Annotated in this window: 28 protein-coding genes; 14 read left to right on the top strand and 14 right to left on the bottom strand. The window is 66.6% G+C overall.

What is annotated here, in order from left to right:
- Positions 1-17: 17 nt before the first annotated feature.
- The 8 genes from ABRP17_RS09845 (at position 18) to ABRP17_RS09810 (ending at position 6,443) form a co-directional block, all read left to right on the top strand.
- Complete coding sequence (locus tag ABRP17_RS09845; protein WP_192082094.1) at positions 18-383, top strand: hypothetical protein; 366 nt, start codon at positions 18-20, stop codon at positions 381-383.
- Between the two features lie 8 nt (positions 384-391).
- Entirely contained in the window at positions 392-868 is a 477-nt protein-coding gene (locus ABRP17_RS09840; RefSeq protein WP_188325802.1) for a phage holin family protein, read from the top strand.
- Positions 865-1,374, top strand: coding sequence for a protein sip-5 (locus ABRP17_RS09835; RefSeq protein ID WP_349986451.1), 510 nt, complete (start codon positions 865-867; stop codon positions 1,372-1,374). The genes ABRP17_RS09840 and ABRP17_RS09835 overlap by 4 nt, the downstream gene beginning before the upstream one ends.
- Positions 1,375-1,441: 67 nt before the next feature.
- The gene (locus tag ABRP17_RS09830; RefSeq protein ID WP_188325800.1) at positions 1,442-2,536 is read left to right on the top strand and encodes an AI-2E family transporter; all 1,095 of its coding nucleotides are present in this window, start codon (positions 1,442-1,444) and stop codon (positions 2,534-2,536) included.
- A gap of 31 nt (positions 2,537-2,567) precedes the next feature.
- Positions 2,568-3,287, top strand: coding sequence for an HAD family hydrolase (locus tag ABRP17_RS09825; protein WP_188325799.1), 720 nt, complete (start codon positions 2,568-2,570; stop codon positions 3,285-3,287).
- Positions 3,288-3,290: 3 nt separating this feature from the next.
- On the top strand, positions 3,291-4,658 hold the full coding sequence (locus tag ABRP17_RS09820) for a M17 family metallopeptidase (protein WP_188325798.1): 1,368 nt from the start codon (positions 3,291-3,293) through the stop codon (positions 4,656-4,658).
- Positions 4,659-4,791: 133 nt separating this feature from the next.
- Positions 4,792-5,898 carry a catalase family peroxidase gene (locus ABRP17_RS09815; protein ID WP_349986450.1) on the top strand — a complete coding sequence of 369 codons (1,107 nt, stop codon included), beginning with the start codon at positions 4,792-4,794 and terminating at the stop codon, positions 5,896-5,898.
- Positions 5,895-6,443: a cytochrome b gene (locus ABRP17_RS09810; RefSeq protein ID WP_349986448.1), complete on the top strand. Its 549-nt coding sequence runs from the start codon at positions 5,895-5,897 to the stop codon at positions 6,441-6,443. The genes ABRP17_RS09815 and ABRP17_RS09810 overlap by 4 nt, the downstream gene beginning before the upstream one ends.
- Before the next feature lie 78 nt (positions 6,444-6,521).
- Here the strand turns inward: ABRP17_RS09810 and ABRP17_RS09805 are convergent, their stop codons facing one another.
- From ABRP17_RS09805 to ABRP17_RS09790, 4 genes are read right to left on the bottom strand one after another with little or no spacing between them, the layout of a single operon-like run.
- Positions 6,522-7,124 (bottom strand): response regulator transcription factor, encoded by a 603-nt coding sequence (locus tag ABRP17_RS09805; protein WP_188325795.1) that lies wholly within the window; start codon positions 7,122-7,124, stop codon positions 6,522-6,524.
- Positions 7,121-8,350 carry a sensor histidine kinase gene (locus ABRP17_RS09800; RefSeq protein ID WP_349985851.1) on the bottom strand — a complete coding sequence of 410 codons (1,230 nt, stop codon included), beginning with the start codon at positions 8,348-8,350 and terminating at the stop codon, positions 7,121-7,123. The genes ABRP17_RS09805 and ABRP17_RS09800 overlap by 4 nt, the downstream gene beginning before the upstream one ends.
- 6 nt (positions 8,351-8,356) lie before the next feature.
- On the bottom strand, positions 8,357-9,136 hold the full coding sequence (locus ABRP17_RS09795) for an ABC transporter permease (RefSeq protein ID WP_188325793.1): 780 nt from the start codon (positions 9,134-9,136) through the stop codon (positions 8,357-8,359).
- Complete coding sequence (locus tag ABRP17_RS09790; RefSeq protein WP_372486747.1) at positions 9,133-10,041, bottom strand: ABC transporter ATP-binding protein; 909 nt, start codon at positions 10,039-10,041, stop codon at positions 9,133-9,135. The genes ABRP17_RS09795 and ABRP17_RS09790 overlap by 4 nt, the downstream gene beginning before the upstream one ends.
- Before the next feature lie 218 nt (positions 10,042-10,259).
- Between ABRP17_RS09790 and ABRP17_RS09785 the strand changes: the two genes are divergently transcribed.
- From ABRP17_RS09785 to ABRP17_RS09770, 4 genes are read left to right on the top strand one after another with little or no spacing between them, the layout of a single operon-like run.
- Entirely contained in the window at positions 10,260-11,486 is a 1,227-nt protein-coding gene (locus tag ABRP17_RS09785; protein WP_349985856.1) for an efflux RND transporter periplasmic adaptor subunit, read from the top strand.
- A 51-nt stretch (positions 11,487-11,537) separates the two neighbouring features.
- Positions 11,538-12,227, top strand: coding sequence for an ABC transporter ATP-binding protein (locus tag ABRP17_RS09780; RefSeq protein WP_188325791.1), 690 nt, complete (start codon positions 11,538-11,540; stop codon positions 12,225-12,227).
- 14 nt (positions 12,228-12,241) lie between these two features.
- A complete protein-coding gene (locus ABRP17_RS09775; RefSeq protein ID WP_188325790.1) occupies positions 12,242-13,399 on the top strand; it encodes an ABC transporter permease in 1,158 nt (385 codons plus the stop codon).
- A gap of 10 nt (positions 13,400-13,409) precedes the next feature.
- Positions 13,410-14,729, top strand: a complete 1,320-nt coding sequence (locus tag ABRP17_RS09770; RefSeq protein WP_349985849.1) for an ABC transporter permease — start codon at positions 13,410-13,412, stop codon at positions 14,727-14,729.
- A gap of 79 nt (positions 14,730-14,808) precedes the next feature.
- Here the strand turns inward: ABRP17_RS09770 and ABRP17_RS09765 are convergent, their stop codons facing one another.
- The 4 genes from ABRP17_RS09765 to yedA all read right to left on the bottom strand — a co-directional run bounded on the left by ABRP17_RS09765 (position 14,809) and on the right by yedA (position 17,624).
- Positions 14,809-15,183 carry a hypothetical protein gene (locus ABRP17_RS09765; protein ID WP_349985847.1) on the bottom strand — a complete coding sequence of 125 codons (375 nt, stop codon included), beginning with the start codon at positions 15,181-15,183 and terminating at the stop codon, positions 14,809-14,811.
- 117 nt (positions 15,184-15,300) lie between these two features.
- Complete coding sequence (locus ABRP17_RS09760) at positions 15,301-15,660, bottom strand: hypothetical protein (protein ID WP_349985846.1); 360 nt, start codon at positions 15,658-15,660, stop codon at positions 15,301-15,303.
- A 168-nt stretch (positions 15,661-15,828) separates the two neighbouring features.
- Positions 15,829-16,722 carry an EamA family transporter RarD gene (rarD, locus tag ABRP17_RS09755; RefSeq protein WP_372486746.1) on the bottom strand — a complete coding sequence of 298 codons (894 nt, stop codon included), beginning with the start codon at positions 16,720-16,722 and terminating at the stop codon, positions 15,829-15,831.
- A gap of 2 nt (positions 16,723-16,724) precedes the next feature.
- Positions 16,725-17,624 carry a drug/metabolite exporter YedA gene (yedA, locus tag ABRP17_RS09750; protein WP_349985845.1) on the bottom strand — a complete coding sequence of 300 codons (900 nt, stop codon included), beginning with the start codon at positions 17,622-17,624 and terminating at the stop codon, positions 16,725-16,727.
- Between the two features lie 165 nt (positions 17,625-17,789).
- Here yedA and ABRP17_RS09745 point away from each other — a divergent pair, with 165 nt between their 5' ends.
- Positions 17,790-19,040 (top strand): uracil-xanthine permease family protein, encoded by a 1,251-nt coding sequence (locus tag ABRP17_RS09745; RefSeq protein WP_192082107.1) that lies wholly within the window; start codon positions 17,790-17,792, stop codon positions 19,038-19,040.
- Positions 19,041-19,160: 120 nt separating this feature from the next.
- On the opposite strand, the gene ABRP17_RS09740 is transcribed toward ABRP17_RS09745, so the two are convergent.
- The 4 genes from ABRP17_RS09740 to ABRP17_RS09725 form a co-directional block, all read right to left on the bottom strand.
- Positions 19,161-20,813 (bottom strand): M28 family metallopeptidase, encoded by a 1,653-nt coding sequence (locus ABRP17_RS09740; protein ID WP_349985854.1) that lies wholly within the window; start codon positions 20,811-20,813, stop codon positions 19,161-19,163.
- Between the two features lie 75 nt (positions 20,814-20,888).
- Entirely contained in the window at positions 20,889-21,821 is a 933-nt protein-coding gene (locus ABRP17_RS09735) for an MBL fold metallo-hydrolase (protein WP_349985843.1), read from the bottom strand.
- A gap of 99 nt (positions 21,822-21,920) precedes the next feature.
- Complete coding sequence (locus tag ABRP17_RS09730) at positions 21,921-22,220, bottom strand: hypothetical protein (RefSeq protein WP_188325784.1); 300 nt, start codon at positions 22,218-22,220, stop codon at positions 21,921-21,923.
- 67 nt (positions 22,221-22,287) lie between these two features.
- Entirely contained in the window at positions 22,288-23,577 is a 1,290-nt protein-coding gene (locus ABRP17_RS09725) for a tryptophan--tRNA ligase (protein WP_349985841.1), read from the bottom strand.
- 112 nt (positions 23,578-23,689) lie between these two features.
- Between ABRP17_RS09725 and ABRP17_RS09720 the strand changes: the two genes are divergently transcribed.
- Complete coding sequence (locus ABRP17_RS09720) at positions 23,690-24,502, top strand: hypothetical protein (RefSeq protein WP_349985839.1); 813 nt, start codon at positions 23,690-23,692, stop codon at positions 24,500-24,502.
- 64 nt (positions 24,503-24,566) lie between these two features.
- Here the strand turns inward: ABRP17_RS09720 and ABRP17_RS09715 are convergent, their stop codons facing one another.
- Positions 24,567-24,788, bottom strand: a complete 222-nt coding sequence (locus tag ABRP17_RS09715) for a CsbD family protein (protein ID WP_188325781.1) — start codon at positions 24,786-24,788, stop codon at positions 24,567-24,569.
- A 196-nt stretch (positions 24,789-24,984) separates the two neighbouring features.
- A complete protein-coding gene (locus tag ABRP17_RS09710) occupies positions 24,985-25,122 on the bottom strand; it encodes an entericidin A/B family lipoprotein (protein WP_188325780.1) in 138 nt (45 codons plus the stop codon).
- Between the last annotated feature and the right edge of the window lie 31 nt (positions 25,123-25,153).

The raw sequence follows: 25,153 nt of genomic DNA, 5'->3' as shown, positions 1-25,153 counted from the left end.
CAGAACAGGAGTTTTTCATGAGCCCCACCAATACCGAAAACCTGAAAGACCAGCTGGGCGAAGCGTCCACCCACCTGAAGTCGGCTGCCAATGCGGCAGGCGGCGCGATCAAGGGTGCCGCTGGCGCGGCAGGTGACGAACTGCGTATCGGCAAGGCCAACGTCAAGGCCGAGCTGTCCGACACCGCCCTGTCCGGTCTTGCTGCTGCCGAGTTCGGCGGTGCCGCCGCCAAGGAACAGGTCGATGCGCTGATGGACAAGGGCAAGGACCTGGTCGACAGCGCTGCCGAGCTGATCCGTGAGCGTCCGCTGGCTTCGTTCGGCGTGGCCTTCGCGGCTGGCTGGCTGATCGCCAAGTTCGCCAACAGCGGTAGCGACAAGTAAGCCGCGGCGTGAGCGAAAGCGAAGACAGCGCACGCGGTCCAGATCCAGCGGCCACCCCGCCGCTGGATGAAAGCATCCGCGAGGTCACCCGTGCCAGCCGCGCAACGGCCGACGCAGCGAAGCATTCGCTGCGTTCGCTGCGGCGCCTGGCATCGGCGGACTTCGCGCTTGCGCGCAGCGCATTCGGTCGGGCGCTGGCCTGGGCCGGCGTGGCCATCGTGTTCGGTGCGTCGGCTTGGCTGTTCCTGGCGGCCACCTTCATTGCCCTGCTGCAGAGCTGGGGCATGTCATGGCTGCATGCACTGCTGATGACGTCGGTGCTCAGCCTGGTCATCACTGGGCTCGCCGCATGGCGGGTGTCTTACTTCTTCCACCATACCGGCATGCATTCCACGCGTCGGCAGCTGTCCAAGCTGGGTCTGTTCGACGAACCCAGCGAAGAAGATCCGGATGCGGGCGTCAAGATTCCGGAGGGCAAGCCATGAAGTTCAGCACCCTGCGCAGCCGCGTGAAGCGCTGCGAACAGGTCGTCGCCGTGCGGTTGGTGGACACCCAGGACAACTGGGGCGTGCTCAGCCAGGTGTGGCGCAGTGGCTGGTCGCCGTTGCGCATCATCGTGGCCGGCGTGGCCAGTGGTTTCGTCGCCGGCAAGCTGGAGATACCCGGCAAGGTGAGCGGCGCACGCTGGCTGCAGATGGTCGGCTCGGTCTCCAATCTCGTGGCCAGCGGCCAGGCCGCCTTCGCTTCGGCGATGGCCGCCCATGCCGCCGGCACCGCTGACGATGCCGCCGAACAGGCCGATGCGGCCGCGGAGAAAGTAGACGATGCCGTCAACCCGACGGCAACGGCGGCGGCGGCCGGTGCGGCAGCGGGTGCTGCAGCCGCCGCACGGAACGCGCCACGAACGGGAACTACCGGCGTCTCGCAGGAGCGTGATGCGGGCACCGGTCCGCGTCCCGCAGAGGCCGCCACGGAATTGTCCGAACGTTGACATGGTCACCCCGCCGCGTTGATCGCGGCGGGCGGATAATGACGTACTTTCCCCTGCCGGTGCGTCGATGAGCGAGTCCCTTACCACCGGTCCGGCGCAGACAGCGCCCACCCCTCCTTCCCCCCGTCCGCGTGCCCCGGTCGCCCTCGTGGTGCTGGCGACGCTGGCGGTGGCGTTCACCCTGTGGGCGGCGCAGGCGATCGTGCTGCCGATCCTGCTGGCGATGTTCTTTGCCCTGGTCGGCAATCCGATCCTGCGGCTGCTGCAGCGCATCTGGGTGCCGCGTCCACTGGGCGCGATCCTGGTGATCGTGCTCGGCCTGGGCGCCACCACGGCGCTGGCCGTGCAGTTGGTGGTACCGACGATGGAATGGGCCCAAGAGGCGCCGCAGCAGCTGCGCAAGATCGGACGCCAGGTGCAGAACCTGACCAAGCCGGTGCAGCAGGCCAACCAGGCGGCGGAGAATTTCGCCCGCGTTGCTGCCGGCGAAGGCACCCGACGCGTACAGGTGGTGCGCACCCAGCTCGATGACCCGTATAAAGCCATCACCCAGGCACCGCGCCTGCTCGCCTCGGTGCTGGCGGTGGTGCTGCTGACCCTGTTTTTCATGATCTACGGGCAGAACCTGCAGCGCCACGCGATCGCCCTGTTCCCCAGCCGCCAGCAACAGCGCTTCACCACCGATATCCTGCGCGCCATCGAACGCGAGGTCTCCCGCTACGTGCTCACCATCTCGGTGATCAACAGCCTGGTCGGCCTGCTGTTCGCCGGCGTGCTGATGCTGTTGGGCCTGGACATGCAGGATGCCCTGCTGTGGGGCACCGCGGCGGCGCTGCTCAACTTCGCCCCTTACGTGGGGCCGCTGATCGGTGTCGCGCTGATGCTGCTGGTCGGCTTTGTCGAGTTCCCCGACCCGCTGGAGGCCGTACTGCCGGCGGCGGCGTATCTGGCCCTGCATACCCTGGAAGGGCAGATGGTCACGCCGATCGTGCTGGGCCGGCGGATGAAGATTTCCCCGCTGGTGCTGATCCTTGCGCTGATGATCTTCGGCTGGTTGTGGGGCTTCGTCGGCCTGTTGCTGGCGGTTCCGCTGCTGGTGTGCGTGAAGCTGGTGCTGGCGCGGCTGGATGGCATGCAGGGGTGGTCACGGCTGCTGGAATGAAAGCCAGTTGCGACGGGCGTAGAATGGTCGGGTGAACTTTCCCATCCAAGCCATCACCCTCGATCTCGACGACACCCTGTGGCCCTTTGCTCCTATCGGCGCACGCATCGACACCGTGCTGCACGACTGGATGCAGGAACACAGCCCGGCCACCGCGGCGATGTTCCCGCTGGCGGCCATGCGTGAGCTGCGCGAGCGTGCGTACGTCGACAACCCCCACCTGCACCATGACCTCAGCGCGCTGCGGCGCCTGACGCTGCAGCAGGCGCTGCAGGCCAGCGGCGCCGACCTCGCGCTGGTCGAGCCGGCGTACGAAGCGTTCCATGCCGCGCGCAACCAGGTGGAGTACTACCCGGATGCGCTGGAGGCGCTGCAGCGGATCGCCGCGAAAGTGCCCGTGGCCGCGCTGAGCAATGGCAATGCGGACCTGGAGCGCATCGGCGTATCGCACCTGTTCGCCTTCCAGCTGGGCGCGCGCGAGCACGGCGCCGCCAAGCCGGTGGCCAGCATCTTCCACGCCGCCTGCGCGCGGCTGGGCGTGGCGCCGGAGCACGTGCTGCATGTCGGCGACCACATCGACATGGACGTAGCCGGTGCCATCTCCGCGGGCCTGCGTGGCTGCTGGATCAACCGCGAGGCCGCTTCCTGGAACCACCCTTCGCTGCAGCCTGACCTGCAGTTCGACACCCTTACCGGGCTGGCCGACTGGCTTGATGCCAACGTCGCCGCCACCGCCACCAGGAGTTCCTGACCCATGAGCGATATCGTCGGTTTCGTTGCCGCGTCCGAGCACGCGCTGCCCCTGCATGTGCTGGACCGCGCCGGTTTCAAGGACTGGAACGCTGGCCAACCGCCGGCCATGCAGGCATGGCTGCAGGCGCAGGGCTTCAACGGCAGCGCGCACAGCGTCGCCCTGCTGCCTGGTGAGCAGGGCATCGCCGGCGCGGTGATCGGCATCGGTGACGCCGCCGATGCATACAGCTACGCCCATGCGCCGCACGCGTTGCCAGAGGGCAGCGTGTGGCAGCTGGCCAGCTCACTGGATGCCGCACAGCACGAGCTGCTGCAGCTGGGCTGGGGCCTGGGCAGCTACCGGTTCGATCGCTACCGCAAGCGCAACCGCGCACCGGCCCAGCTGCTGGCCAGTCCGTCGGCGGAAGTCGTTGCCCTGGTGCACGCCAGCCTGCGGGTCCGCGATTGGGTCAACACCCCTACCGAAGACATGGGACCGCAGCAGCTGGAAGACGCGGCGCGCACCATGGCGCAGGCGCACGGCGCGCAGGTCGAAGCGATCACCGGCGATGCGCTGCTGCAGCAGAACTTCCCGGCCATCCATGCGGTGGGCCGTGCATCGCATCGCGCCCCGCGGCTGATCGTGCTGCGCTGGGGCAAGGAAAGCGATCCGTCGCTGGTGCTGGTCGGCAAGGGCGTGTGCTTCGATACCGGCGGGCTGGACATCAAGCCGGCCGATGGCATGCGCAACATGAAGAAGGACATGGGCGGGGCCGCGCACGCGTTGGCGCTGGCCGGGCTGGTGATGGCGCAGGCGCTTCCTGTCCGCTTGACCCTGCTGGTGCCAGCGGTGGAGAACGCGATCGGGCCCGATGCCTTCCGTCCTGGGGAAGTGATCGCCACCCGCAAGGGGCTGAGCGTGGAAATCGACAACACCGACGCAGAAGGCCGGGTGATCCTGGGCGACGCGCTGACGTACGCGAGCGAGCAGCAGCCGGACCTGGTGCTGGACTTCGCCACCCTGACCGGCGCGGCGCGCATCGCGCTGGGCCCGGACCTGCCCGCACTCTTCAGCAATGACGATGCCGTGGCCCAGCAGTGGCTGCAGGCGGGCGAACAGACGCGCGATCCGGTCTGGCGCATGCCGTTGTGGCGGCCGTACCTGCGTTACCTGCACAGCGGCATTGCGGACCTGGCGAACGCCGGCTCGCGGATGGGCGGCGCCGTCACCGCCGCGCTGTACCTCGAGCGCTTCCTGGCCGAGGGCCAGCGCTGGGCCCATCTGGACGTGTACGCCTGGAACGACGGCGAACGCCCCGGCCGCCCGGCCGGCGGCGAAGCCCTCGCCCTGCGCTCGGCGTGGGCCATGCTGAAGACCCGCTACGCCTGAACCCCGAAAAGGGGACGGAGGGAATTAAGTCGCGATTGGCCCGTTCAGACCGATTGCGACTTAATCCCCTCCGTCCCTTTTCTGTTTACGATGGCGCTACCCCCGCAAGTCTCTTGCCAGGCAGGAACCGCCAATGCCCTTGTTCCGCTTTACCCGCCATGGCGGGACACCGCGTGGCCCGCGAGCGCATTCGCCGCTGCCCTGGATCGCGTTGATCGCGATGATCCTGGGCATCGTGGCGCTGGCCTTCGCCTGGCTGGCCGGCTGGATCGGTCGCGATCGGCCTACCGCGCAGAAGCTCACCGACACCATCGAGGCCACCGGCGCCGCGCACCCCGGCTTCCGCCGCGCGCACAGCAAAGGCGTCTGCGTCAGCGGCTGGTTTACCGGTTCGCCCGAGGGGGCCGCCTTGTCCAAGGCCGAGGTTTTCGCGCAGCCGCGCGTCCCGGTGCTGGGCCGGCTGTCGATCGGCGGCGGTGACCCGCATGGCGCCGATGCGCAGGCCCGCGTGCGCAGCATCGCGCTGCAACTCATCAGCCAGAATGGCCAGGAGTGGCGGATGGCGATGAACAGCTTCCCGTTCTTCGCGGTACCTACGCCGGAGGCCTTCCTCGAACAGACCCGCGCACAGCTACCCGACCCGGCAACGGGCAAGCCCGACCCGGCAAAGATGGCCGCCGTGCTGGCGAAGTACCCCAGCGCACGCGCGTTCCAGCAATGGGCAAAGACCGCACCCTGGTCGAACAGTTGGGCCAACACCACGTTCAACAGCGTCAACAGCTTCTGGTTCACTGCTGCGGACGGCACACGACAGGCCGTGCGCTGGAGCTGGCAGCCGCAAGCGCCGGTCGTCGAACTGGACGAGCAGGCCCGGCGCACGGCGGGACTGGACTATCTGGCGGACGAGTTCCAGCAGCGTCTCGCGCAGGGGCCTGTGCGTTGGAACCTGATCGTCACGCTGGCCGATGCCGGTGACGCGATCGAGGATCCGTCCACGCCGTGGCCGAGCGAGCGCCGCCACGTGCAGGCGGGCGTACTGACCCTGGACCACCTGCAGCCGCAGGCCGGCGGCGCCTGCAACGACCTCAACTTCGATCCGTTGATCCTGCCTGCAGGTATCGAGGGCAGCGATGACGCCATTCTGGCGACACGCTCCGCGGTGTACTCCCATTCGTTCAACCGCCGCGAGCGCGAGAGTGCGCGGGGCCAGGCCGGCAATGATGCAGGGGTCGCACGATGAACACGCCTGACAAGAGCACCGGTCATTTCAATCTGCTGGCACGGGTGCTGCACTGGACGATGGCGCTGATGATCCTCGCGATGCTGTTCATCGGCGTGACCATGGTGGCCTCGCTGCACCTGCGTCCAATGCTGGTCGATATCCATCGTCCACTGGGCATCGCGATCGGCCTGCTGGTGCTGCTGCGTCTGTACAACCGCCTGCGTCACCGTCCACCGCCGCTACCGGCAGACCTGCCATGGTGGCAGGCCCTGGCCGCCAAGACCTCGCACTGGCTGCTGTACACGCTGATGCTGGCGATGCCCTTGATCGGCTGGTCGATGCTGTCTGCCGGTGGCTATCCCGTCGTGCTGTGGAGCGGGATGAACCTGCCCGCGATCGCGCCCCACTCCCCGGCGGTCTACACCGCACTACGCAGCGCACACAGCCTGCTCGCCTACGTATTGTTCGCCACGGTGCTGCTGCACATCGGCGCCGCGCTGTACCACGCCTGGATCCGCCGCGACGGCGTGTTCCCGTCCATGGCCCGCGGCCCCAGGAAGTAAAAAAAGGGGACGGAGGGGATTAAGTCGCATCTGGCACTGTTGGGCCAGATGCGACTTAATCCCCTCCGTCCCCTTTTTTCAGAGCCAGCCTTTCTGGCGGGCGAGGCGGTAGGCTTCGATGCGGTTGGCGACGCCCAGCTTGCCGATGCACTCGGACAGGTAGTTGCGTACGGTGCCGTGTGAAAGGCCGAGGTCGGTGGCGATTTCGCCGGCGGTCTTACCCTCGCCGGCCAGGCGCAGCACGCGGCGCTCGCGGTCGGTCAATGGGTCGGCCTGCGACCAGGCGTCCAGGGCGAGCTGCGGGTCGATCGCACGGGCGCCCTGCTGTACGCGCCGCAGCGCGTCGGCGAGATGGTCAGCCGGTGCGTCCTTCAGCAGGTAGCCGAGCACGCCGGCATCCAACGCACGGCGCAGGAAACCCGTACGCGCGAAGGTGGTGACGATCACAACCTTGATCGGCAGCTGTTGCCGTGCGATGCGCTGGGCAAGCTCCAGTCCGGTCAGTCCGGGCATTTCGATGTCGGTGACCAGGATGTCCGGCTGCACCTGCTGCAGCATGCGCCATGCAGCTTCGCCGTCCGCTGCACTGCCCAGCACCTCGATATCCGGCTCAAGGCCGAGCAGCGCCGACAAGGCACCGCGCACCATGGCCTGGTCTTCGGCCAATACGATCCGGATCATGATGCTTCCCTGGATGACGTGGGATGAAAGGGGGCAGGCACACGGTCCGTTCCCTTGGGCGTTACCGGCATCGGCACGCTGGCCGCGATGCAGGTGCCGCCCTGCGGCGTTGTACTGATCTGCATCGTGCCCTGCAGTGCCACGATGCGTTCACGCATTCCGGCGAGACCATTGCCTTCGCGCGTCACTCCACCGCGGCCATTGTCACAGACCTGCATACGCAGGGTGTTGCCCACACGCTCGAAGTCGACCTGCGCCGTGCCGGCACGCGCGTGGCGGGCGATGTTGGTGACCGCTTCGCGCAACACCAGGGCCAGCGCCCGCTCGGTTTCCAGCGGCATGGGCGGCGGCGGCTGGTACGCCAGGTGCACCTGCTGGCATTCCAGCAGCAGACGTGCCGATGCCAGCTCACCGGCAAGGTCGCTGGAGCGGAATCCGGTGACGGCGCTGCGCACCTCTGCAAGCGCCTGCCGCGCAATATCTTCCGCTTCGCCCATCTCCAGCCTGGCACGTGCGTCGCCACGATCGTACAGCTTGCGCGACAGCTCCAGCTTCAATGTGATCAGCGACAGGGTGTGGCCGAGCAGATCGTGCAGGTCGCGCCCGATGCGCTCACGTTCGGCGGTGGCGGCAAGGCGCCGTACTTCGTCCTGCGAAAGCTGCAGTTGCGCGTCGCGGTCCCTGTTGAGCGACTCGGTGTTGGAGATGAGCCCGATCACCACCGACATGAAGGGAATCCAGACCAGGTTCTGCCATGCCCACCCCGAGAGATACGCCGTGCTGACATACACCGCATTGAGCAGCAGCAACTGCAGAACATAGCGCCAGGTACTGCCGCTGCGGCAGACGCGCAGCATCACGCAACCGAACACGAAGTAGCTGATGCCCGAGGGATACCACGGCACCAGCACCAGGCTCAACGCCACCATCGCCAAGGCGTAGCGGGGCGCGTGGTGGCGCGGCGACAGCATCGTGCGCGCATAGAGGAACAGGAACGTCGGGTAGCTGATCAGCGTCAGCACCCCCCAGCGCGCGGTGTAGCCGCCACCGAACAGCGGCGTCAGGAACACCCACGACGTCCATAACAGGTGGATGTAATCACTCCAGGCGGACTGTCCCCGCCGGCGATGATCGGCTGCAGCGGAATCCGGCGCAGGGCGCACGAGGGGGGAAAGCCACTTCAATGGCACGGGGGATTCCAGCAGGGGACGGTCGCGGCCGATCATGCCATGTCAGCCGATGCGGCGCAGGCGGCGAGAGGCAAGCAGTGCACAGCACACCGTCACCGCGACCAGCACCAGTACGTGCACGGTCGCGCTGCCGCTGGTCGGCTCGCCCATCACCGGTAACGCAAGCTGCGCCGCATGCCACGTCGGCCATAACGGCGCAAAGGTGCTGAACACCGTGGGCAGCGCGGACAACGGCACCCACAGACCTGACAGCAGGGCCATCGGCAGGTAGACCAGGTTGACCACGGCAGGGGCGGCATCGGCACCGACCCAGGTCCCGATCAACAGGCCGATCGCACCCAGTGGCAAGGCAACCAGCGCCGCCACGCCCAGCAGTCCGCAGACCTGCCCTGGGGCCAGCTGCACCCCTCCCAGCAGGCGCGCGGCAAGAATCAGCAATACCGCAACCATCAGCGCGAAGATCACCGCCATCAGCAGGCGCGCCAGCAGCGGCGCCAACGGCGGCACCGGCAAGGCGCGTTTCAGGGTCAACAGGCCACCGGCGCGATCAAGAGCAAACTGCACGCCGAAACCGAACAGCGCCGGTCCCATCGCACCGAACACACAGTAGGTCGCCAGCAGGTAACGCGCCGCGTGGCCGCGGCCCAGCAACACCCCGAACATCAGATAGAACAGCACCGGGAACAGCAGGCACGGCAACACGAAGGCCGGCGTGCGCCACGTACGGCGCAGCTCTGCCTTGAGCTCGGCGACATAGGGCGCCAACGCGCGCGTGGCAGGACGACGCGCCGCAGCGGTGGACGTCCGGGACGTGGCGTTCATGCGGCCTCCTGGGTCATTTCGACGAAGGCTTCGGCAAGCCCGCCGCCACGGACCTCCAGTTCCTGCAACTGCGGGTCGTCGGCCAGCAGACGCGCGACCACCGCTTCGGCCGGTTCGGCCAGCAGCTGCAGGTACGCACCGTCGCGCTGCACCTCGCGCACGCCAGGCCAGTGCCGCACGACGTCTACCTGCAGGGCGCTGCGGCAACGGATGCGGCGCGGTGCCAACTGTGGACGAAACGAGGCGATCGGCCCATCGGCAAGGACCCGTCCCTGCTCCAGCACGATCACCCGATCCGCCAGGGCTTCGGCTTCCTCCAGATAGTGGGTGGTCAAGACGACGCCACAGCCGTCACTGACCAGGCGGCGGATCGCTTTCCACATCACCTGTCGGGAATCGACGTCCAGCCCGGTCGTCGGCTCGTCCAGGAACAGCAGGTGCGGCCGGCCGCAGACCGCGATGGCGAACTGCACGCGCCGCTGTTGACCGCCGGACAGCTGGCCGTAGCGGCGATGCTGCAGGGATTCGATACCGGCCGTTGCCAGCGCCTCCTGCAGCGGCAGGGGATCCGGATAGCTGGCACGGAACTGATCGACCAGTTCGCCGACCTGCAGTTTCTCCGGCAGCGCCGTGCTCTGCAGCATCACCCCCACCTGCGCGCGCTGGCGCCGCGACTGTGGGTCTCCGCCCATCAGCACCGCGGTGCCGGCGTCGGCATGGCGCAGGCCGAGCAGCACGGCAATGGCGGTGCTTTTTCCCGCCCCGTTGCGACCCAGCAGCGCAAGCACCTCGCCGCCGTGCACCTGCAGGCTGATGCCACGCAGCGCCGGGGCAGCGCGGTAGGTCACCTTTACGGTGTCCAGTGAAGCGAGCGGTGTAACGGAGGGCGTGTGCATGCGGGGCATCCTGGCGGGCGGGCGGTGGTCTGCATGGATCGTGGATCATGCTGGCAGCTTCGCGGTTTCCGCCTGTGGCACGCAGTGCCCGCCGTCAGCCATATCAGGTGACAGCTGTCACTGCACCGGCAACGCAGGAGCGCGCATTCTGTGCTGGCACCGGAGCTCCCGTTTGCCCCTCGGGGACCGGGGGGTCACACTCCGCTCGATCCATCGTCATGGTCCCTATGAACGCCTCCAGTGAACTCCTGAAAGAACTTCGCATCGATCGCAAGACGCCGCCGCCGCCCACGCCGGGTGGCCGCCGCTGGCTGTGGATCGTGATTGCCGTGGTGGTGCTGCTCGGTATCGCCGCGGCGGTGTGGATGCTGCGCCCGCAGGCCGTTGAGGTACAGACGGCACCCGCAGTGGCCTTGGACGGGGCGGGCACTGCCTCATCGGTGCTTGATGCCAGTGGCTACGTGGTCGCACGGCGCATGGCCACGGTATCGGCCAAGATCACCGGCAAAGTCCGCGAGGTGATGATCGAAGAAGGCATGCGCGTCGAGGAAGGCCAGATCATGGCGACGCTGGACCCGATCGATGCGGGCGCCCAGCGCGACCTGTCTGCCTCGCAGGTGCAGGCGGCGCGCAGCCAGGTGGCCGGACTGCAGGCGCAGGTGAAACAGGCGGATGCTGAAGCGGGCCGCCTGCAGTCCCTGGTCGGGCAGCAGCTGGTGTCGCGTTCGCAGTTCGACCAGTCCATCGCCCAGCGCGACAGCCTGCGTGCGCAGCTGGATACCGCACAACGCAACGTGCAGGTGGCGGGCAACCAGCTGGCCATCGCCGACCTCGGCGTTGACAACAACATCGTGCGCGCACCGTTCTCCGGGGTGGTCACCGCCAAGGCGGCGCAGCCGGGTGAGATCGTATCGCCGTTGTCGGCAGGCGGTGGCTTCACCCGTACCGGTATCGGCACCATCGTGGACATGGATTCATTGGAGATCGAAGTCGAGGTCGGCGAGGCCTTCATCGGCCGCGTGCAGCCGAAGATGCCGGTCGAGGCCACGCTCAATGCCTACCCGGACTGGAAGATCCCGGCGGAGGTGATTGCCATCGTTCCCACGGCGGACCGTGGCAAGGCGACGGTCAAGGTACGTGTATCGATCAAGACCCGCGACCCACGCATCGTGCCGGAGATGGGCGTGCGGGTGAGCTTCCTGGAGCAGCCGAAGGCGGACACCCAGGACAGGCCGAAGGGCGTGCGCATCCCGGCCACGGCGGTCGTGCAGCGCGACGGAGGCAGCGTGGTGTTCGTGCTGGCCGATGACCGCGTGCAGCAGCGCACGGTGACCCCGGGGCTGGCACTGAACGCAGACCGACAGATCCTGCAGGGCGTACGCGCTGGCGAGGCGGTGGTCATCGATCCGACGGACGCGTTGCACGACGGCAGCAAGGTAAAGGAACAACCGTAGGTTTTCTGTCTGACGGCCAGCGGCCGTTACAACCGCATCTGGAGAATCGGCATGTCGACCCTGGTTTCATTGCGCAACATCATCAAGACCTACCAGCGCGGACCAGAGCAGGTGAAGGTCCTGCACGGGATCGACCTGGACATCGAGAAGGGCGACTTCGTCGCGCTGATGGGGCCTTCCGGTTCGGGCAAGACCACCCTGCTGAACCTGATCGGGGGACTGGATTCGCCCAGCGACGGCGAGATCACCATCGAAGACGAGCGCATCGACCAGATGAGCGGCGGCCAGCTGTCCACCTGGCGCAGCCACCACGTTGGCTTCGTTTTCCAGTTCTACAACCTGATGCCGATGCTGACCGCGCAGAAGAACGTCGAGCTGCCCTTGTTGTTGACCCACCTCAACGCGGCCCAGCGCAAGCGCAACGCGGAAATCGCCCTGACCCTGGTCGGCCTGGCGGACCGCCGCAGCCACCGCCCCAACGAGCTGTCCGGTGGTCAGCAGCAGCGCGTGGCCATCGCGCGCGCGATCGTGTCCGACCCCACGTTCCTTATCTGCGACGAGCCCACGGGCGACCTTGACCGCCAGTCCGCCGAAGAGATCCTGCAGTTGCTGCAGCAGCTCAACCGCGAGCACGGCAAGACGATCATCATGGTCACCCACGATCCGAAGGCCGCCGAGTACGCGACCCATACCGTGCACCTGGACAAGGGCGAACTTGCCGCCGCACCGCTGGCGCACTGACCGAGGGCACGCTGATGAAATACTTCTCACTGGTCTGGGCGCAGCTGTTCCGCAGCCGCACCCGCACCCTGCTGACCCTGCTGTCGGTGGTAGCGGCCTTCCTGCTGTTCGGCATGCTGGATTCGGTCCGCGTGGCGTTCACTGCGGGCGGCAGCGTGGAAGGCGCCAATCGGCTGATCACTGCCTCGCGGCTGTCCATCACCCAGTCGCTGCCGATCCGCCTGGATGCACAGATCCGGCAGGTCGCCGGCGTACGCGACGTCACCTACGGCATGTGGTTCGGGGGCATCTACCGCGATCCCAAGGATTTCTTTCCCAACTTCTCGGTGGCACCGAACTACTTCGACATCTACCGCGAGCTGGAGGTCGCCCCCGACCAGCTGAAGCGCTGGCAGGACACACGGACCGGCGCCATCGTCGGCGAATCCCTGGCGAAGAAGTTCGGCTGGAAGGTCGGCGACACCATTCCCTTGCAGGCCACCATCTTCCCGCGCGGTGGCAGCAATGACTGGCCGCTGGAGCTGGTCGGCACGTTCCGCTCCAAAGACCGCACCGTGGCCGGCAATGAAGAGCAGCAGCTGGTGATGAACTGGAAATATTTCGATGAGTCCAACGACTACATCAAGAGCCAGGTGAGCTGGTACACCATCACCCTGGACAATCCGGACCACGCCTCGCGCGTCGCCCAGGCCATCGATGCGATCTCGGCCAACTCCGACCATGAGACCAAGACCCAGACCGAATCGGCGTTCCAGCAGGCCTTCGTCAAGCAGTTCGCGGACATCGGCATGATCGTTACGTCGATCATGGGCGCGGTGTTCTTCACCCTGCTGCTGCTGACCGGCAACACCATGGCGCAGGCCGTGCGCGAACGCATACCCGAGCTGGCCACGCTGAAGACACTGGGCTTCCAGGACCGCACCGTACTGACCCTGGTGATGGTGGAAGCCATCCTGCTGGTCGGTCTGGGCGGTGCGATCGGCATGGGTCTGGCTGCGCTCATCCTGCCGGTACTGGCGCCACAGACGCGCGGCCTGTTGCCGCCGCATGTACCCACCGCCACGTGGCTGGTGGGCATCGCCCTGATCATCGTGATCGGCATCGTGGTCGGACTGCTGCCGGCGCTGCGCGCCAAGCGGCTGAAGATCGTCGACGCGCTGGCCGGACGCTGAGGACATGACCATGAAGAACACCCTGAAGAAGTGGCTGCTCAATGCCGCGATGCTGTTCGCGCTCGCGGTCGGCCTGGCGTTCTGGGTCTGGCTGCCCTGGTGGGGCGTGCTGGCCGTCACCGTGCTGCTGGCGCTGTGGCTGCTGCTGGGCCGCAGTGGACGGCTTGCGCTGGCGGCCACCCGCATCGGCATCGCCAGCCTGCCGCAGCGCTGGGGCGCCTCGTCGGTGATCGTGGTCGGCATCGCTGGCGTGGTCGGCGTACTGGTGGCGATGCTGGCAATGGGTGCCGGCTTCCAGGCCACGCTCAACAGTACCGGCGATGACACCACCGCCATCGTGCTGCGTGGCGGCTCGCAGGCAGAGACCAACTCGGTGATCACCCGCACGCAGGTACCGCTGCTGTCGACCCTGCCCGGCGTAGCGCGAGACGACAAGGGACGCGCCCTGTTGTCGCCGGAGCTGTCACAGGTGGTCAACCTGGTATCGAAGTCCGACGGCACCGATGTCAACGCGCAGTTCCGCGGGGTGGGCGACATGGCTTGGGCGGTGCACGACAAGGTGCGCATCATCGAAGGCCGCAAGTTCGCCAGCGGCAAGCGCGAGATGGTAGTCGGCCAAGGTGCGAAGACCCAGTTCCGCGACATGGACGTGGGCAGCACGCTGAACCTGGGCAACCAGACGTGGACAGTGGTGGGCGTGTTCGCCTCCGGCGATGCGCACGATTCGGAGCTGTGGACCGACGTCGATACGCTGGCCACCACCTACCAGCGGAGTGCCCTGCAGTCGGTGACGGTGCGCACCGACGGCAAGGCCGGTTTCGAACAGTTCAAGGCAGCGGTCGCCGGCGATCCCCGGCTGAAGCTCGACGTGGAAACCACCCGGGTCTACTACAGCAAGCAGGGCGGCGGCCTGACCACCCTGATCAACATCCTGGGCAAGGTGATCGGCACGATCATGGCCATCGGTGCGGTGTTCGGCGCGCTGAACACCATGTATGCCGCCGTCGCCACACGCGCCCGCGAGATCGCCACCATGCGAGCGATCGGTTTCCGCGGCCTGCCCGTGGTGACCGCCGTGATGCTGGAAACGATGCTGCTGGCCCTGCTGGGTGGCCTGCTGGGCTGCGCGGTGGCGTGGCTGCTGTTCAACGGCTACAGCGTATCGACGATCGGCAGCAACTTCAGCGCCGTGGTGTTCAAGTTCCACGTCTCGCCGGAGCTGCTGTGGAGCGGCCTGAAATGGGCACTCGGCATCGGCCTGGTCGGCGGCCTGTTCCCCGCCCTGCGCGCCGCCCGCCTGCCGATCACCACCGCCCTGCGCGAGGTCTGAGCAAAAAGGGGACGGAGGGGATTAAGTCGTTTCTGGCTCTCAAGCTGCGGGAAACGACTTGCCCCCCCGTCCCCTTTTTTCATCTGCGTTCGCAGGCGATGTGCCCGTCGGACTTTCTGCAGGTGAAGGTGACCGAGCTACCGGGTGTGACTTCGCCGGTAACCGGAATCCCCGCCCAGTCCAGCCACTCCAGAAAGGCCGGCAACTCTTCTGGATTGGATGAGTAGCGGTTAAAGCTGTATGACTTGAATCCAGATGGCCCGACGACATCATCTGTACTGTCGGGTATCTGATCGAGCCTGCCCTCCGACGCCAGGTACTCCCATCGGCGCGTGCCACGGTCGAAGTAGAAGGTCGCAGTGCCGAGTGGCCTCAGGTAGCCGGGTCTACTGGTGAAGTTCAGACGGGCGAGCAAGGGTTTTGCATCACCACGCTCGAACCAGAAGCGCAGCACGCGCCCCTCTTGCACATCGGCGGAGAGGTAGGCCAGTCCAGGCTGATCAGACAGATGCCGCCGTACGATCTCGCGCCCGGTTTCGCGATCCGGATTAAGCCCACCCAGGTGATGTCCCTAAAGGACGGTCATGCTCCGCCCATGGGAGCTGCCGGGTGCATGGAGATAGGTGTTCGAGAACACATGGATGGTCTCGTCACGGTCGGTGTCATAGGCCGCCAACATGGCTTCGAACTGGGTCCTGATCCACGCCGCTGGTGTGAAGGACACTGCACGCAGTTGGTTGCCCTGCGCCGTTACCGTGAATCCGGTGATGTCCACGCGGGCCGCATCATAGACGTAATGCTCACCCAGCCCCTGCTGGAGGGCGACATGCTCCATCTCTGCCGGGGTGCAGTAGTAGCAGGTGTAGGCGATCGGATCATCTGCCCAGGCCGAGGGGGCGAAAAGCAGGAACAACAATGCAACGCGTCGCATGGTGACTCTCCGTGCAGCCCGCTGGGCAAGAGCCGTCATTGAAAGTGGATATCCGCTGCAGGACTTCCATAAATGCTGCAGATCACAAAGAAACGGGGACGGAGGGGATTAAGTCGTTTTTGGCACCCGAAGAGCCAAAAACGACTTAATCCCCTCCGTCCCCTTTTTTCAGCGGCGGGTTCGGCGCAGGCCGTCGAAGACGAACAGGGCCAGCCCAGCCCAGATGGCGGCGAAGCCGACGGCACGGGCGCTGTCGAACGGTTCGTTGAAGAAGAACACGCCCAGCACCAGGCCCAGGCTGGGCGCGATGAACTGCAGCACGCCCACCGTCGAGAGCGCGATGCGCTTCACGCCGTAAGCGAAACCGATCAGTGGGGCGGCAGTGACCACGCCACCGAAGATCAGCAGCAGGTCGTTGCGCCAGCCCCAGCCGCCGAAGAAACCGCCGCCATGACCGCTTTCGCTCCACAGCGCGAAGCCCAGCGCGGGGAGGAACAGGTACAGGCTTTCCACCGCCAATCCGGCCACCGGATCCACCGAGATCAATTTGCGCAGCAGGCCGTACAGGCCGAACGAGCCGGCCAGACCCAAGGCGATCCACGGCGGTGCGCCGGCCTGCCAGGTCAGCCACGCGACGCCCACCGCGGCGCAGGCCACGGCCAGCCACTGCAGCCGGCGCAGGCGCTCCTTCAGCACCACCACGCCCAGCACTACGCTCACCAAGGGATTGATGAAGTAGCCGAGGCTGGTATCGATCACATGGCCGGCGTTGATCGCCCAGATGTACAGCCCCCAGTTGAAGGCGATGGCGATGCTGCTGATGGCCAGCGTCGCCAGCGCCCGCGGTTGTGCGGCGATGGCCCTGAACCACTGCAGCCGGCTGCTGAGCAGCAGCCACGCCACCACCAGCACCGTGCTCCAGATGATGCGATGGGCGATGATCTGGAACGAGGGCACCTCGCGCAGCAGATGCCAGTACACCGGCACCAGCCCCCACAACACGAAGGTGAACGCGGTAACCGCAAAGCCGCGTCGCTGCTCCTGCTCACTGACCAGTGCCACGCTCACTTGCGCGCCCTCGCCAGCATCAGCACCACCACGCCGACCAGGATCACCGCCATCGCCACCAGGTCGCGCCAGCCGAAATGCTCGCCGTTGAGCAGCACGCCCAACAGCACCGCGATCACCGGATTGACGTAGGCATAGCTGCCGGCCAGCGCCGGGCGCACGTTGTGCAGCAGCCACACGTAGGCGGTGAAGGCGATGATGGAACCGAACACGCACAGGTAGGCGACGGCCAACAGGCCCTCGCGGGGGGGCAGGCTGGTTGGCCGCTCGCCGACGGCCAGCCCGGTGATGAACAACAGCACGCCACCGCAGATCATCTGCCCGGCCGCGGTCATGAACGGCGTGGGCAGGTTCTGCCCGCGCACCCAGACCGAACCGAAGGCCCAACCCACCGGTGCCACCAGCAGCAGGACCAGGCCGGTCGGCGAGGCGGCCAGGCTGCTGCCCGCATTGAGCCAGACCACGCCGAGGAACCCGATGGCGATGCCCAGCCACTCCCCGCGCGTGGCATGCTGGCCGCGAACGGCGGAGAACAACGCCATCCACAGGGGCACCGATGCCACCGCGGTGGCCGCCAGGCCGGACGACACATCCCGCTCGGCCAGCACCACCATGCCGTTGCCCAGCAGCAGCATGGTGAAGCCCATGATGGCCAGGTTGCGCCACTGGGGCAGCGTCGGCCGGGGCACCTTCCAGAACAGCCGCAGCGCCGCATACATCAGGCTGCCCGCCACGATGAAGCGCGCCCCGGACACCGACGTCAGCGGCAGCACGCCGGCCTGCAGCGCCTTGGCAATGCCCAGGTACGTCGAGCCCCACACCACATAGACCAGCAGCAAGGCCAGGGCGACGGCACCACCGCGCGGGGCGGCGGGAGATTCAGGGACGACGGCCATGGGCCACCACGATGCGGGGGAAGGGGGATTCTAGGCCTTTGCCGGCCCCGCGAGCAGTCAGTAACGCGGCATGCTGTTTTCGACTGATGGCCGCAGCCGTCTATCATGGCGCTCCGGCACTGCCCGCGAACCGTTTGCCGGCGCCACACCGAGGAAGGCCTGACGATGCAGGATGAATTCAACGACCCGCTGTGGCGCCAGGTGCTGTCCGGTGCGCAGATGCTGTTCGTGGCCTTCGGTGCGCTGGTGCTGATGCCGCTGATCACTGGCCTGGACCCCAACGTCGCGCTGTTCACCGCCGGACTGGGCACCTTGTTGTTCCAACTGGTGACCGGCCGGCAGGTGCCGGTATTCCTGGCCTCCAGCTTCGCCTTCATCACCCCGATCATTCTTGCCAAGCAGCAGTTCGGGTTGGCCGAAACCATGGGCGGGGTGATGGCGGCCGGCTTCGTGTACACGTTCCTTGGCTTCGCCGTGAAGATCAAAGGCACCGGGTTCATCGATCGCGTGCTGCCCCCCGTCGTGATCGGCCCGGTGATCATCTCGATCGGTCTGGCGATGGCACCGATCGCAGCGAACATGGCGATGGGCAAGGATGCCGACGGCACGGTGCTCATCCCCTACCAGACCGCCATGCTGATCTCGATGCCTGCCTTGCTGACCACGCTGGTGGTGGCGGTGTTCGGGCGCGGCATGTTCCGCCTGCTGCCGATCATGTTCGGCGTACTGGTGGGGTTCGGGCTGTCGTTCGCGTTCGGCGTGGTCGACACCGCGCGTATCGCCGCCGCACCGTGGTTCGCCCTGCCCCACTTCACCGCGCCCGCCTTCAACTGGCAGGCCATCCTGTTCATCGTGCCCGTCGCGCTGGCGCCGGCCATCGAACACATCGGCGGGGTGATCGCGGTGGGCAGCGTGACCGGGCGTGATTACCTGAAGAAGCCGGGCCTGCACCGCACGTTGTTCGGTGATGGCGTGGCGACCACCGCGGCCGGCCTGTTCGGAGGCCCACCCAACACCACCTACGCTGAAGTGACCGGCGCGGTGATGCTGACCAGGAACTACAACCCGAAGATCATGACGTGGGCGGCGATCTTCGCCGTCAGCCTGGCCTTCATCGGCAAGTTCGGCGCGCTGCTGCAGAGCATTCCCGTGCCGGTGATGGGCGGCATCCTGTGCCTGCTGTTCGGCTCCATCGCGGCGGTGGGCATGAACACCCTGATCCGCCACCGGATCGATCTGGGCGAAGCCCGCAACCTGGTGATCGTATCGGTGACGCTGGTGTTCGGCATTGGCGGCGTGCTGGTCGGCACCGGCACGGGCCCGGACGACTTCGGCCTGAAGGGCATCGCGCTGTGCGCGGTGGTGGCGATCGCACTGAACCTGCTGCTGCCCGCGAGCAAGTCACCAACGCCCTGACGTGCACGTGTGGCCGACAGGACGTTGGACAGAAACCGGCACCGCGCACCAACCGGGGTCAGTGCCGTTTCGCATGGCGAACGCGTGCCGACCCCGCTACCTCCTGGATAATCGCCCGCTTCAGCGGCGCGCGGCGTCGCTGGCGTCGCGTGCCTTGCGGAACTCCGATCCTTCTTCCCACGTCGGCCACGTACGGCTGTTGGCGAGTTCCGCGCCCAGGTCGTAAACCAGCAGCGTGTCAGCGGCATGGCCGGCCGGATCCCACGTGGGGGTCCAGGCATCACAGGCCTGGTGGTAGCAGTCGGCGAAGTACTTCTCACGCAGCGCGCGGCCCGCTTCGACACCGCCTTCCCGCTTGTCCAGGCCCGGGCCTACGGTGATCGCCGGCACGCCCAGACGGGCGAACGCGAAGTGGTCGGCACGGTAGAAGAAACCCGCTTCCAGATTCGGATCGGGGCTGTAGGTGCGGCCGCGCGCCTTCGCCACCCGCTCCAGGTCGCCTTCCAGCGACACACGCCCCTTGCCCCATGAGGCGATATCACGCGTTGCCCCGTCCGGACTGAACATCTCGATGTTCAGCACCGCCGCAGTCTTCTCCAGTGGCGCCAGCGGATGCGTGGCGTAGTAACTCGCGCCCAGCAGGCCCTTTTCTTCGGCGGTCAGCGCAACGAAGTACAGGGTGCGCTGCGGCTGCGGGCCCGCTGCGAACACGCGGCCGAGTTCGAGCACGGTCGCCACGCCGGTGGCGTTGTCGATGGCACCGTGGCGTACCCGGTCACCCTTGGCATCCGGCTGGCCGATGCCGAAGGCATCCCAATGGGCGGAGAAGATCACCGCTTCATCGCCGTGCTCTCCACCGGGCAGCTTGGCCACCACGTTGCGGGTGACCACCGCTTCGCGCTTGAGCTTGAAGGCCGCACTCAGCGTGGCATTGTCCAGCACCACCGGCTTGAAATCCGCCTTCTGCGCCTTGCGCTTCTCCGCATCGAAATCGAGGCCGGCATCGGCGAAGATCGCCTCGGCCAGCGAGCGTTGCATCCAGCCGCGCAACGGCGTGTGCTGCGCCATCGCGTCGTCGTTGCTGCGCTGGATGTCGAACAGCGGCGAGGTGCCCGAGCTCTTCACCGTGGCCCAGCCATAGGCCGCCGGTGCGGTCTCGTGCACGATCAGGACGCCGGCCGCACCGCGGCGGGCCGCTTCTTCGAACTTGTAAGTCCAGCGACCGTAGTAAGTAACGGCCTTGCCATCGAACGCGCCCGGGGCATCGGTCTCGAAATCGGCATCGTTGATCAGCATCACCGCGATCTTGCCGCGCAGATCCGTGCCCTTGTAGTCGTCCCAGTTGCGCTCCGGCGCATCGATGCCGTAGCCGACGAACACCAGCGGCGCGTCCTTCAGCTGCACGCTGTCGCGCGGCTGCAGGCTCTGCAGGGTCACATCCTCACCGTTCACCAGGCGACGCGTGCCGCCCTTCAACGACAGCGTCGCGACCGCCGGACCCGCCAGCTGCGCGCGCACCAGCGGCACCGGCTGTACCCAGGTGCCATCAACGCCGCCGGGCTGCAGGCCGTAGCTGCGGAACTGTTCGATCAGGTACTGCACGGTGCGCTCCTCACCCTCGGTGGCAGGCGCACGTCCTTCGAACTCGTCCGATGCGAGCACGCGCACATGGCGGGAGAGCGCCTGCGGATCGATGCCGCCGCCAGGAAGATCATTCGCCGCATGGGCAAGGCCACCGACGAACAGGCAGGACGACAACAACAGCACGCGCATCGGATTCACGGATCACCGGGACAGGAAAACAGGGATGCCCCCGAGTGTACGTGACAGCGCGATGACGCGGAATGATCAGCGGCGGTCGCGGTCCAGCCAGCACGCGAGGCCCTGTGCGTTGAGCTCGATATCCATCGCCAGCACCCGCGCCACGGCCTCCTGGTCCAGCGAACACCCGTGTGCCAACGCACGTTCGAGGTACAGCGCGCGCAGCGCCGCCAGCAGGTGCCGGTGGCGGTCGGGACGCCCATCGCACTGGCGACCGATGGCCACCATCGCATCGATCTGCTCCAGCAGATCATCGCCGCGCGCCGCGACCCCCTCCACGCGGCCGTAGTGGGTGAGATACATGGCAATGGGCTGGCACGCCAGCAGGCGCTGGATGGACGACTTCATCGCATCAGGATCGAACTGCACGGGCGATGAGGTCGGGATGATGAAAGCACCCTGTGCGCTGTCCAGTTCGCGGTAAGACAGTCCGAACGTATCGCCGGTGAACCAGCTGCGACTGCGTTCATCCCACACGCAGTAGTGATGCAGGGCATGCCCCGGCGTGTGCACCAGCAGCAGCGCGCGCCCGCCCACGTCGATGCGGTGACCGTCGCCGGCAATCACTACCCGCTCGGCAGGAATCGCGTCGATGCGGCCGTAGCTGCGTGCGATCTCTTCCTGGCCGTACACGGCGGTAGCGCCGGCGATCAACCGCGCGGGATCGATCATGTGCGGCGCGCCACGCGGATGCAGCACGGCGCGTACGCTCGGCAACTGCTGCATCAGCAGGCCGGCACCGCCGGCGTGGTCCAGGTGGACGTGAGTCAACAGCAGCCAGTCCACCGCATCGGGTGTCAGCCCGGCATCGGCCAGCGCCTGCAGCATCGCCGGTACGGCCAGCGACGTTCCACAATCGACGAAGGCAGCGCGGCCGTTCTCTACGATCAGGTAGGCCGCATCGAACGCGGCGCGCTGGAATCCGGTATCGATGGTATGGATGCTGGGATCGGCGGACATCGGCGCGCACCTGGCAGGGTCAAGGACAGGCCCCCATGGTAGACGTGCAGGCCGCTCGGGTTCGATGCGGCTTTGGTCGGACGGGCAGGCGCCGGCGCCCTACACCGTTGGCGCGCGTCGCCTGCGCAGCAGCAGTGCGGCACTCATCACCGCCAGGAACGCACCGTAGGCATACAACACGGCCAGTACCTGCGGCCAGATCGGTCCCGCATCCGGCTGCGCGCTGCCGATGCGGTATCCCCAGTGCATGGCGAGGACGCTGAGCACGAGAGAAAGCACGAGCGTCGACACATCGATCATGCGACGGCGCGCCGAACGGGCTCCGCGGGGATAGCACCAGAACAGCGTGCCCAGTACCACGAACCAAGGCAGGAACAGCAGCAACGACAGCCAGGCCATGCGGGTGTCCTCGAACGTGGTGTGGCGATGGGGCCAGGTCGACGCGTCGACCCTGACCCGTCTGACCTCAGGCCGCCTCGCGCAGCGCCAACAGCGCGGCCAGGACCTGGTCTACTTCCGCTTCCAGCTTGAACAACTCGCTCTGCAGGGCATCACCCTGCTCGGCCTGCTTCAGCACGGCAATCAGCTGGCCCGCATCACGCGGCGAGTCGAAACCCGTGCTCTGGATCAGCAACGCGCCTTCACCGTCGCTGAGCTTGAAATAGAAGCGACCATCCTTTTCACGGTACTGCTTGAACACAGGCAGCGCGACGCGCACTGACGCCGCGGCCGGCGCCTGCGGTACGTCGGCCAGGTCACGCAGGCCAACGGCGTGGCGCAGCTCTTTCAGCAGCGGCACCGCGTACTGCTCGCGCAACTGCTGGCCACGACGGCGCAGCAGCGCTTCGATCTTCTCCGGCTCAGCCATCAGGGCATCGTAGCGCTCGCGCAGGGGCGACAGCTCGGCGTCGACGCGCTCGAACAACTGCTGCTTCGCATCACCCCAGCTGATGCCTGCTGCGAAGGCGGCGGCGAAGGCCGCCGTCTGTTCCGGCGTAGCGAATGCCTGGAACATCTGGAACAGCGGCGAGCCCTCGGTGTCCTTCGCTTCGCCAGGCGCGCGCGAGTCGGTGAGGATGGAGAACACCAGCCTTTTCAACTCTTCGCGCGGGGCGAACAGCGGGATGGTGTTGTTGTAGCTCTTGCTCATCTTGCGGCCGTCCAGGCCGGCCAGCGTGGCGACCTGTTCGTCGATCACCACCTCGGGCAGCGGGAAGTATTCCTTGCCGTAGACATGGTTGAAGCGCTGGCCAAAATCGCGCGCCATCTCGATGTGCTGGATCTGGTCGCGGCCGACCGGTACCCGGTTCGCCTTGAAGATGAGGATGTCCGCTGCCATCAGCACCGGATACATGAACAGCCCGGCGCTGATACCGGCGTCCTGGTCCAGTCCGTCGGCCTCGTTCTTGTCCATCGCGGCCTTGTAGGCATGGGCACGATTGAGAATGCCCTTGCTGGCAACGACGGTGAGGAACCACATCAGCTCGTTGGTTTCCGGGATGTCACTCTGCCGGTAGAACCAAACCTGTTCCGGGTCCAGCCCGCAGGCCAGCCAACTGGCGGCGATTTCCAGCGTGGAGCGCTGGGTGCGCTCCGGTTCCTGCGCCTTGATCAGGCTGTGCAGATCGGCCAGGAAGAAAAAGCTTTCGATGCCCTGCGCGCGGCTGGCGGCGATGGCCGGGCGGATCGCGCCCACATAGTTGCCAAGGTGCGGGGTGCCGGAGGGGGTAATACCGGTAAGGACTCGGGTGGTCATTGACTGCTCGACGGGAAACCTGCGGTGAACGGCCCCAGTTTACCCTCGAACGGCGCAACCCCGCCGCCCCTGGTGGGGCGTTCTCCCTGTCAACCTGCCACGGAGAACCACGATGAAACGCCTGTTGCTGCCCCTGTTGAGCATTGCCCTGCTGGCCGGCTTCACGCCGGTGGCACCCGAGCGGTCGCGCGTCGAGCGAGGTCCGGTCGAGCTGACCCTGGTGGACCGCGACCGTGATGACGCCCTGCCCCGCTACCGTCATGACGGCCAGTACTGGGTGGCGGGCGAGCGTGGCCACCGCTATGCCGTGCGGCTGCATAACGCCAGCCCGGAACGGGTGCTCGTCGTGCTGTCGGTCGATGGCATCAACGCGGTCAGTGGCGAGTCGGCGACCCCTGACCAGACCGGCTATGTGCTGGCGCCCTGGCAATCGACGGACATCACCGGCTGGCGCAAGTCGAATGACGAAGTGGCCCAGTTCGTCTTCAGCAGTCCCCGCGACAGCTACGCGCAGCGGACCGGGCGCGGCGAGGACCTGGGCGTAGTCGGCATCGCCGTGTTCGGCGAGAAGCGCGCCGTGCGCTGGCTGCCTGGCCCGCCCACGCCGCGCGGGCGGATCGCCAAGCCCGCGTCGCGGGCGGAGGCCGCTGCAGACAGCAGCACGCGCTCCATGGCTGAAATGTCGTCCGCACCGGCCCCGGCGCAACGTCTCGGTACCGCCCACGGCGATCGCGAATTTTCGTCGGTGCGCGACACGTCATTCGAGCGGGCCACGGCGCAGCCCGTGCAGATCAGTCAACTGCGCTATGACAGCGCGCGCAACCTGCGTGCACGCGGCATCGTACTGGAGGATCGAGCTTCGGACGGCGACCGTATCCCACAGGCGTTTCCACAGCGCTTCGTGGCCGACCCACCGCGTCGTTGACGCACGAAAAACAACAACGGGCCGCAAGGGCCCGTTGTTTTCGGATCAGTAACGGCTCAGGCCATTACTTGAAGTCCGGGTAATCCTTGTGCAGCGAATCGCGATACTCGCTGACCTGCTTCTCGGCCTCGTCCTTGGTCACGCCGTAGCGTTCCTGGACCTTGCCGGCGAGGTAGGTCGAGTCGCCTTCGGCAACGTCGAGCTCGTCATTGGTCAGCTCGCCCCACTTGGCCTGCGTCTTGCCCTTCAGCTGCTTCCACTTACCCTTGATGATGTCTTCGTTCATGGTATGGCCTCGTTGCAGAATGGAACGGTGGTGTTACCGCATCTGCAGCTTGCAACACAGCACGTTGAGGAACGGTCAAGCGCGGATGAAACGGGTGCTCACGTACTTGAACCGCAGACATCGCCCTGCAGCGCAGCGCCCAGAACGCAGAAAGGCCCGGGAATCCCGGGCCTTTCCGTTTGATGCGCGAGTGCGATCAGTTCTTGCGGGCGGCGTCTTCCACCTTCTCGCCTGCACCCTGCACATCCTTGCCGGCGCCGGCAACGGTGTTGCAGCCGGCCAGCATGGCGACCGAGAACATGGACAACAGCATCAGGGCAATAGCACGCTTCATGGGTTTCTCCTGGTTGATTGAATTACATCAC

This window comes from Stenotrophomonas sp. WHRI 8082 (assembly GCF_040223995.2).
GTDB lineage: Bacteria > Pseudomonadota > Gammaproteobacteria > Xanthomonadales > Xanthomonadaceae > Stenotrophomonas.
The sequence above is the reverse complement of the archived record's forward strand: the minus strand, read 5'-3'. Positions and strand labels throughout refer to the sequence as shown.